Origin of the sequence: Methylobacter sp. Wu1 (genome assembly GCF_036553575.1) — a bacterium.
GTDB lineage: Bacteria > Pseudomonadota > Gammaproteobacteria > Methylococcales > Methylomonadaceae > Methylobacter.
This window is the reverse complement of sequence record NZ_JAZHOC010000080.1, coordinates 1-9,399: the sequence shown is the minus strand read 5'-3', so window position 1 is coordinate 9,399 and position 9,399 is coordinate 1. Positions and strand designations below refer to the sequence as shown.

At 58.7% G+C, this 9,399-nt stretch carries 4 protein-coding genes; 1 reads left to right on the top strand and 3 read right to left on the bottom strand.

The window, feature by feature from the left end; translation table 11 throughout:
* The first annotated feature begins 132 nt into the window (after nucleotides 1-132).
* A complete protein-coding gene (locus tag V2P20_RS18920) occupies nucleotides 133-1,605 on the top strand; it encodes a serine/threonine-protein kinase (RefSeq protein WP_331821103.1) in 1,473 nt (490 codons plus the stop codon).
* Nucleotides 1,606-1,690: 85 nt separating this feature from the next.
* Here V2P20_RS18920 and V2P20_RS18915 read toward each other — a convergent pair whose 3' ends face one another.
* The 3 genes from V2P20_RS18915 to V2P20_RS18905 are packed head-to-tail and all read right to left on the bottom strand — an operon-like array spanning nucleotide 1,691 to nucleotide 9,050.
* Nucleotides 1,691-4,789 (bottom strand): multidrug efflux RND transporter permease subunit, encoded by a 3,099-nt coding sequence (locus V2P20_RS18915; protein WP_331821105.1) that lies wholly within the window; start codon nucleotides 4,787-4,789, stop codon nucleotides 1,691-1,693.
* Between the two features lie 2 nt (nucleotides 4,790-4,791).
* Nucleotides 4,792-7,884 (bottom strand): MdtB/MuxB family multidrug efflux RND transporter permease subunit, encoded by a 3,093-nt coding sequence (locus V2P20_RS18910; RefSeq protein ID WP_331821101.1) that lies wholly within the window; start codon nucleotides 7,882-7,884, stop codon nucleotides 4,792-4,794.
* A complete protein-coding gene (locus tag V2P20_RS18905) occupies nucleotides 7,881-9,050 on the bottom strand; it encodes an MdtA/MuxA family multidrug efflux RND transporter periplasmic adaptor subunit (RefSeq protein ID WP_331821099.1) in 1,170 nt (389 codons plus the stop codon). Before V2P20_RS18905 ends, V2P20_RS18910 begins: the two co-directional genes overlap by 4 nt.
* Nucleotides 9,051-9,399: the final 349 nt, after the last annotated feature.

Here is a 9,399-nt window from a genome sequence, read left to right as displayed (position 1 = left end):
CTAACCCAAACGATAATTTTAAAATGGAGCCGGATTAAGACGCGTCGTTTAGTCGACGCGTATCCGGACTTTCAGTCCGTTATTCGAACCCACCCGCTTGAGCGGGTGGTTGTTTAGTCAGGAGTATGCACTATGAATGCAGATGATTTAGGTGATGTGACGACGCGAATCAACCCGACGCTAACAAATCGCCGGTCATCCGATCAGGCAGATACATTAAAAGTAGGCTCGATACTGAACAAGCGCTTCGTGCTCAAGGAAGTGCTCGGCAGCGGCGGCATGGGCACAGTGTTCAGGGCAACCGATTTGCGCCGTTTGAAAGCGCAGGATCAGAAACCGGATGTCGCCTTGAAAGTATTGAACATAGAATTCCGGGATGATCCGGGACTGTTCATTGCACTTCAGCGAAAAATGAAGAAATCCCAGAGGCTGGCGCATCCCAACATCGTCAGTGTCTATGATTTCGACCGCGACGGCCGCAATATTTTCATGGTCATGGAAATGCTGGAAGGCAAGTCGCTTTCTCATTACATACAGAAAATCGCCCGGCGGGGCGGCATTCCCTTCGACAAGGCCTGGCCTATTATCGAAAGAATGGCATTGGCACTGGGCTATGCGCACAAAAAAAATATCGTTCATTCGGACTTTAAACCGGGCAATATCTTTATTACTGACGGCGGCGAAGTCAAGGTGCTGGATTTCGGCATCGCCAGCGCGGCCGTTAAACCGGAACACCAGAGTTATGATGGAACCGTTTTCAATCGTCGCAATCTGGAGGCGCTGACGCCGACTTATGCCGGCCTGAAAATGTTTGAAAACTGCATTCCCGATCCGCGCGACGATATTTATGCGCTGGCCTGCGTGAGTTATGAATTATTGGCAGGCAGGCATCCGTTCAACAAACTGTCCGCCCAGAAGGCGCTGGAAACCAATCTGCAGCCGCCATTCATTCCGGGCTTGAAACGCCGGCAATGGAACGCCTTGACGCATGCTCTGGCGTTGAGGAGCGAGCAGAGAACAGCTTCCATTGCGCAATTCCTTGATGAAATACGGCCTAAATCGGCCCGGTCGGGTGGGGTTGTCAAAGCTTTAACGCCGCATGCCCTGATTCTGAAAAGGAAGCAGATAAGAGGTTCTGTCAGGCAATTCCTTGATGCGATAAAGTCCAGGCTGCCCAGGCCGAGCATCCTCGGCACAGTGACGGTTATGGTTTCGATCGCGGCGGTGGGCGGTTACGTCTATATTTATCCAAGCATGAACGCGGCGCCGCCAGCAGTGATTGAACTGACTCCGGAACAGCAGCTTCAGATTAAGGATCTGCTCGAACTGGCGCAAATCCATTTTGATGTCGGCTATATAACCGAGCCCCAAGACAGTAATGCCTTATGGACTTATCGTCAGGTGTTGGCTATTGACCCTGATAACCAGGAGGCCTTGCAAGGGGTGGAGAAGATTGCCGACCTGATTGAAAAGCAGGCAAATGAGTTGCTTGCCCAGCAGAAGCTCGATGAAAGCCTGGAAAAAATTGAAGAAGGACTGAAAGCACAACCTAAAAAGGATCGTTTGCTGTCATTGAAAGAGCAGATATTGAGAATGAGACGATAGGGCTCGCGCTTCGGATGCATGACTTCATGGCAGATGAATTCCAGGGCGGATTTGCTCTGGCAAGCTACCAGCGACGCGTCCCGTCTCAAAGCCGGGCTTCGGCCGCATTACGGCCAAAACGGCGCCGGCACCACAACTGGAATCGGTCCAGATAAAGATACACCACCGGCGTCGTATAAAGCGTCAGCATCTGGCTGACGATCAGCCCGCCGACGATGGAAATGCCCAGCGGCTGGCGCAGCTCAGCACCATAGCCTGTTCCGAAAGCCAGCGGCAGGGCGCCCAGCAGTGCCGCCATGGTCGTCATCATGATCGGCCGAAAACGCATGAGGCAGGCGGTAAAAATGGCGTCGTGCGGATTCAGGCCCTCGTTGCGCTCGGCATCGAGCGCGAAGTCGATCATCATGATGGCGTTCTTTTTCACCAGGCCGATCAGCAGGATCACGCCGATCAGGGCGATGATGCTGAACTCGGTTTTGAACGCGAGCAGGGCAAGCAGCGCGCCGACGCCGGCCGAAGGTAGCGTGGAAAGAATAGTCAACGGATGGATGTAGCTCTCGTACAGTATCCCCAGCACGATATAAATCGTGGCCAGCGCAGCCAGGATCAGCCAGGGCTGGTTGCGCAGGGATTGCGCGAAGGCCTTGGCGGTGCCCTGAAAGCTGCCGTGTATCGAATCGGGCACGCCCAGTTGAACCATCGTCTCCTCGATGGCCTGAGTGGCCGTCGACAACGAGGCCCCTCCCTTGATATTGAACGACAGCGTGGATGCGGCGAACTGGCCCTGATGGTTGACGGTCAGCGGCGCATTGGTCAGGCCGTAGCTGGCAAAGGCCGATAGGGGCACTTGCTTGCCCTCCGGCAATTCCGGGCTGGGCGGGACGCTCACATACAAATTTTTCAGCGTGTCAGGATGCTGCCAGTATTCTGGCGCCACTTCCATCACGACGTGATACTGGTTGAGGGGCGTATAAATGACCGATACCTGGCGCTGGCCGAAGGCGTTATTCAGCGTCGAATCGATAAGGGCCTGGCTGACGCCCAGGCGCGAGGCCGCATCGCGGTCCACGGTCAGGGATACCTGCTGGCCTCTTTCCTGCTGGTCGGTATTGACGTCCGCCAGTTCGGGGCGCTGCGACAGCGCTTTCAGAATTTGCGGCGTCCAGGTGCGAAGGTCATCGAGATTTTCGGCTTGCAGCGTGTATTCGAACATGGCCGCCGAGCCGCGTGCGCCGACGCGCAGGTCCTGCACCGGCTGCAGGAACAGGCTGGCCCCTGGTTCTTTGGCGAGCCGGGTACGCAGGCGCTGCATGATCTGATCGGAAGTCAGCTGGCGTTCCTCCAGCGGCTTAAGGGTCGCGAACATGAACCCGGTGTTGCCGCCGCGGGTAAAGCCGACCACGTTTTCAACGCCGGGTGTCTCGCGCACGATCTCGGCAAAATCGATCAGTTTCTGTTTCAGGGCGGCCGATGAAATGCTTTCATCGGCCCGGAGTGCGCCGGCCAGCCGGCCGGAATCCTGCACTGGAAAGAAACCCTTGGGCACGATAGCGTAGAGATAGATATTCAGAATGATCGTTCCCAGCAACAGCGCCATCATCAGCGGTCCGCGGTCCAACGCCCAACGCAGCGTCCGCTCATAGCCGGCGAGCATGCGGTCGAACTGGCGCTCGCTCCAGTGATAAAGCCGTCCATGCCGCCGCTCCTCGGCGCGGGCGAGCCAGCGGGAGCAGAGCATCGGGGCCGTAGTCAGCGAGGCTACCAGCGAAATCATGACCGCTGCCGAGAGTGTGACCGCGAATTCACGGAACAGGCGGCCGACGATGCCGCCCATCAGCAGGATCGGAATGAACACGGCAATCAGCGACAGGCTCATGGACAAGACCGTGAAGCCGACTTCGCCGGCGCCTTTTATGGCGGCCTGAAACGGCGGCAGGCCTTTTTCGATGTGCCGGGTGGTGTTTTCCAGCACTACGATGGCGTCATCGACCACAAAGCCGGTCGCGATAGTCAGCGCCATCAAGGACAAATTATTCAGGCTGAAGCCGAACAGATACATCACTCCGAAAGTGCCGATCAGCGATAGCGGCACGGTGATGGACGGAATCAAAGCCGAGCGCAGGTTGCGCAGGAACAGGAATACGACCAGAACCACCAGCCCGATGGCGATCCAGAGCGTTTTTTCCACTTCATATAGCGAAGCGCGGATGGTGCCGGCCCGGTCCATGGGCACCGACAGGTCTATGGATTGCGGTATGGAGGCCTTAAGCTGGGGCAGCATTGCCCTGACTCTGTCCACCGTTTCGATGATGTTGGCTTCGGGCTGCTTGCGCAGGATCAATATTACGGACGGCTTGCCGTTGCTGATGCCGGAGTTTCGCAGATCCTCCACAGAATCGACGGCCTGGCCGAGATCGGCGATGCGCACGGGAGCGCCGTTGCGATAGGCAACAATGAGCGGCAGGTAAGCGTCCGCCGTGCTGACCTGGTCATTGGCATAGATCTGCCAGTGCCGGCTGTCTTCTGCGACGGAGCCCTTGGGCCTATTGGCATTGGTCGAGTCGATCGCCGCGCGGACATCATCAAAGCCGATCCCGTACTTTGCCAGCGCGTCGGGATTGAGTTCCACCCGGACCGCCGGCAGCGAACTGCCGCCGACGTCTACCTGGCCGATGCCCGGAATCTGCGAGATTTTCTGCGCCAGAATCGTCGAAGCCGCATCGTAGAGCTGGCCGCGGGTCTGGGTGGCCGAGGTCAGGGCGATGATCATGATGGGCGCGTCGGCCGGGTTGACCTTGCGATAGCTGGGGCGGGTCGGCAGGTTCGTGGGCAAAAGGCTGCTGGCCGCATTGATCGCGGCCTGCACGTCCCGCGCGGCGCCGTTGATGTCTCGGTCGAGATCGAATTGCAGGTTGATGCTCGTGGAGCCTGTTGAGCTCGTTGATGTCATTTCGTTGATGCCCGCGATCCGGCCGAGAGTGCGTTCGAGCGGTGTGGCCACCGTGGCGGCCATGGTTTCGGGGCTGGCGCCGGGCAGTCGGGCCGACACGGAAATGGCCGGGAAATCGACTTGCGGCAGCGGCGAAACCGGCAACTGTAGAAAGGCGACCAGGCCGGCCAGCGCCAGCCCCAGCGTCAGCAGCGTGGTCGCTACGGGGCGGGCGATGAAATGCGTGGACAGCATCGTCACAGCCGGCTCTCACTGCTTTGCAGGCGCGACAGCCGCCGGCTCAGCCTGTCGAAAGCCAGATAAATGACCGGCGTCGTGAACAGCGTCAGCAGCTGGCTGAAAATCAGCCCGCCGACCATGGTGATGCCCAAAGGATGGCGCAGCTCCGATCCGACGCCCGTGCCCAGCATCAACGGCAGAGCGCTCAGCAGCGCCGCCATGGTTGTCATCATGATCGGCCGAAAGCGCAGCAGGGACGCCTGAAAGATCGCTTCGCGCGCGGGCTTGCCTTCCTTGCGTTCGGCCTCCAAAGCAAAGTCGATCATCATGATGGCGTTTTTCTTGACGATGCCGATCAGCAGGATGATGCCGATGATGCCGATGATGCCCAGATCGTTGCCTGACAGCATCAGCGCCAGCAGGGCGCCGACGCCGGCCGAAGGCAGCGTCGATAGGATCGTGACCGGATGGATATAGCTCTCGTACAGCACGCCCAGCACGATATAGACGGTCACGATCGCGGCCAGGATCAGCCACAGCGTGTTCGTGAGCGAGGCGGTAAAGGCGCGCGTGGCGCCCTGGTAGCTGGTTTGTATGCTTAGAGGCAGGCCGATTTCCTGCTTGGCGGCCTCGACGCTTTCGATCGCTTCGCCGAGAGCCGCGCCCGGCGCCAGATTGAATGAAACCGTCGAAGCCGGGAACTGGCCCAGATGATTGATGACGAGCGGGACTGACTGCTCTGATACGCTGGCAACGGCCGGAAGCGGCACCTGCGTGCCGTTCGCTGAGCCGACGCGGAGGTCTTTCAGGGACGCCGGACTCTTTTGATACTCCGGCTTGACTTCCAGTACGACACGGTACTGGTTCGACTGTGTGAAGCTGGTCGATATCAGCCGCTGGCCGAAAGCGTTATATAAAGCGTCATCGATATCCTGAGTGGTGACGCCGAGGCGGCTGGCGCTGTCGCGGTCTATCGATACGAAAGCCTGAAGCCCGCGGTCCTGAATATCGCTGGTTACATCGGCCAGGTAGGGTTTGTGCGAAAGCTGTTCGACGAGCCGGTGCGTCCAGTGGCTCAGTTCATCGGGATTGACCGCTTCCAGCGTGAACTGGTACTGCGTGCGGCTAACGCGGTTCTCAATGGTCAGATCCTGCACCGGCTGCAGGTACAGCGTGATGCCGGGCACCCCGGCAAACTTCGGCTGCAGCCGCCGGATGACCTCCGAGGCAGTAATGCCGCGTTCGGCCAATGGCTTCAGCGTGATGAAAAAACGCCCGCTGTTGAGCGTAGGATTGGTGCCGTCCACGCCGATAAATGAAGACAGATTTTCGACAGCCGGATCGGCCAGCACAGCCTTGGCCAGCGCCTGCTGGCGTTGCGCCATGGCTTCGAAGGATATGGTCTGGGGCGCTTCGGATATGCCCTGGATGACGCCGGTATCCTGAATCGGGAAGAAGCCCTTGGGCACGATTACATACAGGAACACGGTCAGCGCCAATGTTGCAACAGCGACCAGCAGCGTAATGCCCTGATGATCCAGCACCCGGTTCAGCATTCTCCCGTAGCCGCCGGTGAGTTTGTCAAAAAAGCGGCCGCTGGCATGGTGGAAGCGGCCAGAGTGTTTTTCCGAAACCGGACGCAGGATCTTCGCGCACATCATCGGCGTCAGCGTCAGCGAGATAATGCCGGAGATCAGAATCGCCACGGCCAGCGTGATCGCGAATTCGCTAAACAGACGCCCGACCACGTCTTGCATGAACAGCAGCGGGATCAGCACGGCGACCATGGAAAGCGTCAGAGAGATGATCGTGAAGCCGATCTGTTCCGAACCTTTGAGCGCAGCCTGCAGGGGCTTCTCGCCCTGTTCGATGTAGCGCGCGATATTCTCGATGACCACGATGGCATCGTCCACGACGAAGCCGGCCGCGATGGTCAGCGCCATCAGCGTCAGATTGTTGATGCTGAAATCGGCTAGATACATCACGGCAAATGTGCCGATCAGTGACAGCGGCACGGCTACGCCAGGAATAGTCGTTGCAGAGGCATTGCGCAGAAACAGGTAGATCACCAGCACCACCAGCGCTACAGCCAGCAAAAGCTCATGCTCCACATCCTGCACGGAGGCGCGGATGGTTGTCGTGCGGTCACTCAACGGCACGATTGCCAGTGCGCTGGGCATGGCTGCCTGCAACTGGGGCAGCAGTGTCTTGATGCGGTCCACCACTTCGATGACGTTGGTGCCGGGCTGGCGCTGGATATTGACGATCACGGCCGCCGTCTCATTGGCCCAGGCCGCCAGCCGCACGTTTTCGGCCGCGTCGCTGACTTCGGCGACATCGGATACGCGCACGGGCCTGTCGTCACGGTAAGCGATGATAATCGGCCTGTACTCGGCCGCCGAGCGGAGCTGGTCATTGGCATCGATGATGGCCGCGCGCGCCGGGCCGTCGAACATGCCCTTGGGCTGATTGACATTGGCGCGGGCAATGGCCGTGCGCAGGTCTTCCAGGCTCAGGTTGTAGGCTGCGAGCGCCATCGGATTGGCCTGGATGCGCACGGCCGGGCGCTGGCCGCCGCTGATGCTGACCAGGCCGACGCCCGGCAGTTGCGACAGTTTCTGTGCCAGGCGCGTGTCCACGAGATCCTCGACCTTGGTCAAGGGCAGCGTCTTCGAACTGACCGCCAGCGTCATGATCGGCGTGTCGGCCGGGTTGACCTTGCTGTAAACGGGCGGCATGGGCAGATCAGTCGGCAGAAAGCTGGTAGCCGCGTTAATGGCCGCCTGCACTTCCTGTTCGGCAATGTCGATGTCCAGCTCCAGATCGAACTGGAGCGTGACGACCGACGCGCCGCTCGAGCTGGAGGACGACATCTGGTTGAGTCCCGGCATCTGGCCGAACTGGCGTTCCAGCGGCGCCGTGACCGATGAGGTCATGACGTCCGGGCTGGCGCCGGGATAGAGCGTGACGACCTGAATGGTCGGATAGTCGACCTGGGGCAGGGCGGAGATCGGCAGCGCGCGGTAGCCGATGATCCCGACCAGCAGCAGGGCCACCATCAGCAGCGATGTGGCGACCGGGCGCAGGATGAAGGTGCGGGACGGATTCATGGCGCTGGCCGTGCGGGTTCCCGGTTGACGAGATCCACCCCGGCGCCTTCGCGCAGCTTGTCGATGCCGTCGACCACGACCTGTTCGCCGGGTTTAAGCCCTTCGAGCACGGCGACCTTTTCGGCTTCGGAAGGGCCCAGTTTCAGCGGGCGCACGCTGACGGTCTTGTCCTCCTTCACGATATAAGCGAAGGCACCGGGCGTTCCGCGCTGAATGGCGGCAGCCGGTATGATCGTGACGTCGCGCAAGGTATCCACAGTCATCCTGACGTTGACGAACTGGTTCGGAAACAGGGCGTGGTCTTTATTATCGAACTGTGCCTTGAACCTGATGGTGCCGGTCGCGATGTCGATCTGATTGTCCACGGCCACGAGCTTGCCCAGAGATAGGCGGGTACTGCCTGAGCGGTCGTATGCCTCGATAGGCAATGTTTCGCCGGCGCGCAGCCGTTTCATGACGGCCGGCAGATCGGCTTCAGGCAGCGTGAATACGACCGTGATGGGCTGGATCTGCGTCAGCACGACCAGTCCATTGGTATCGGATGTTTTCACGATATTGCCTTTATCGACCAGTCGCAGACCTAAGCGCCCTGCGAACGGGGCCGTGATGCGCGTATAAGTCAGCTGTAGTTTGGCATCCGCGATCAGCCCGCGGTCGGTTTCTACCGTGCCCCGATACTGTCTGACCAGCGCTTCCTGCGTGGCGGTCTGTTGCGCGGCGATGGAATCCTGCTCGAGCAGCGTCTGGTAGCGTTCCAGATCGAGCTGCGCATTTTTCAGCAGCGCTTCATCGCGGAGCAGCTGGCCCTCAGCCTGCATGAGCTGAGCCTGGAACGGGCGCGGGTCGATTTCCGCCAGCAGATCGCCTTCGCGCACTACCTGGCCTTCCTGAAAAGCGACACGGATCAGTTCGCCGTCGACGCGCGATCGGATCGTCGCCGTATTGAGCGCCGTCACCGTGCCTAGCCCGTTCAGATAAATCGGGAAGTCGCCCTGTCTGGCCGGCTCGGCTACAACCGCAACGGTGGAAAAGTCGGGCTTGCCCGGTTTTTCGGCATTTTGTTGTTGCGGCTGGTCGTTACGGGGCTTGATGAGATAGGCAGCCGTTATGATCGAAAGGAGGACAGCCAGGCCGATTAGAAGCAGCTTCAAGTTACGCGATTTCATTTAATGGAGCGCTTCCTTCAATAAAGCGGAGAATAAAAATCTCAATATTAATGTTCAATGGTTGAGATGCAATAGCTAAGGTTTTTTATCGGGAAAGCCATAAAGGCTTAATGACTATCAACTTAAATCGTAAGACCACGAAATCCATGAAGAAAATTGTAATACTTCAAACCGGATCTGACGATTTTAAATATTGAGCCGGGCCGGGCATTTGCCATACATCCGTATTTTCAATACTTCGGACAGTTTTAATGGAGAAGAACCATGAGCAAACTCTGGGATAATACGGTTTCTGACATCGAACAACCCCAGAAATCAGCTCATGGAAGGAATAGTAAACTCAGTTTTA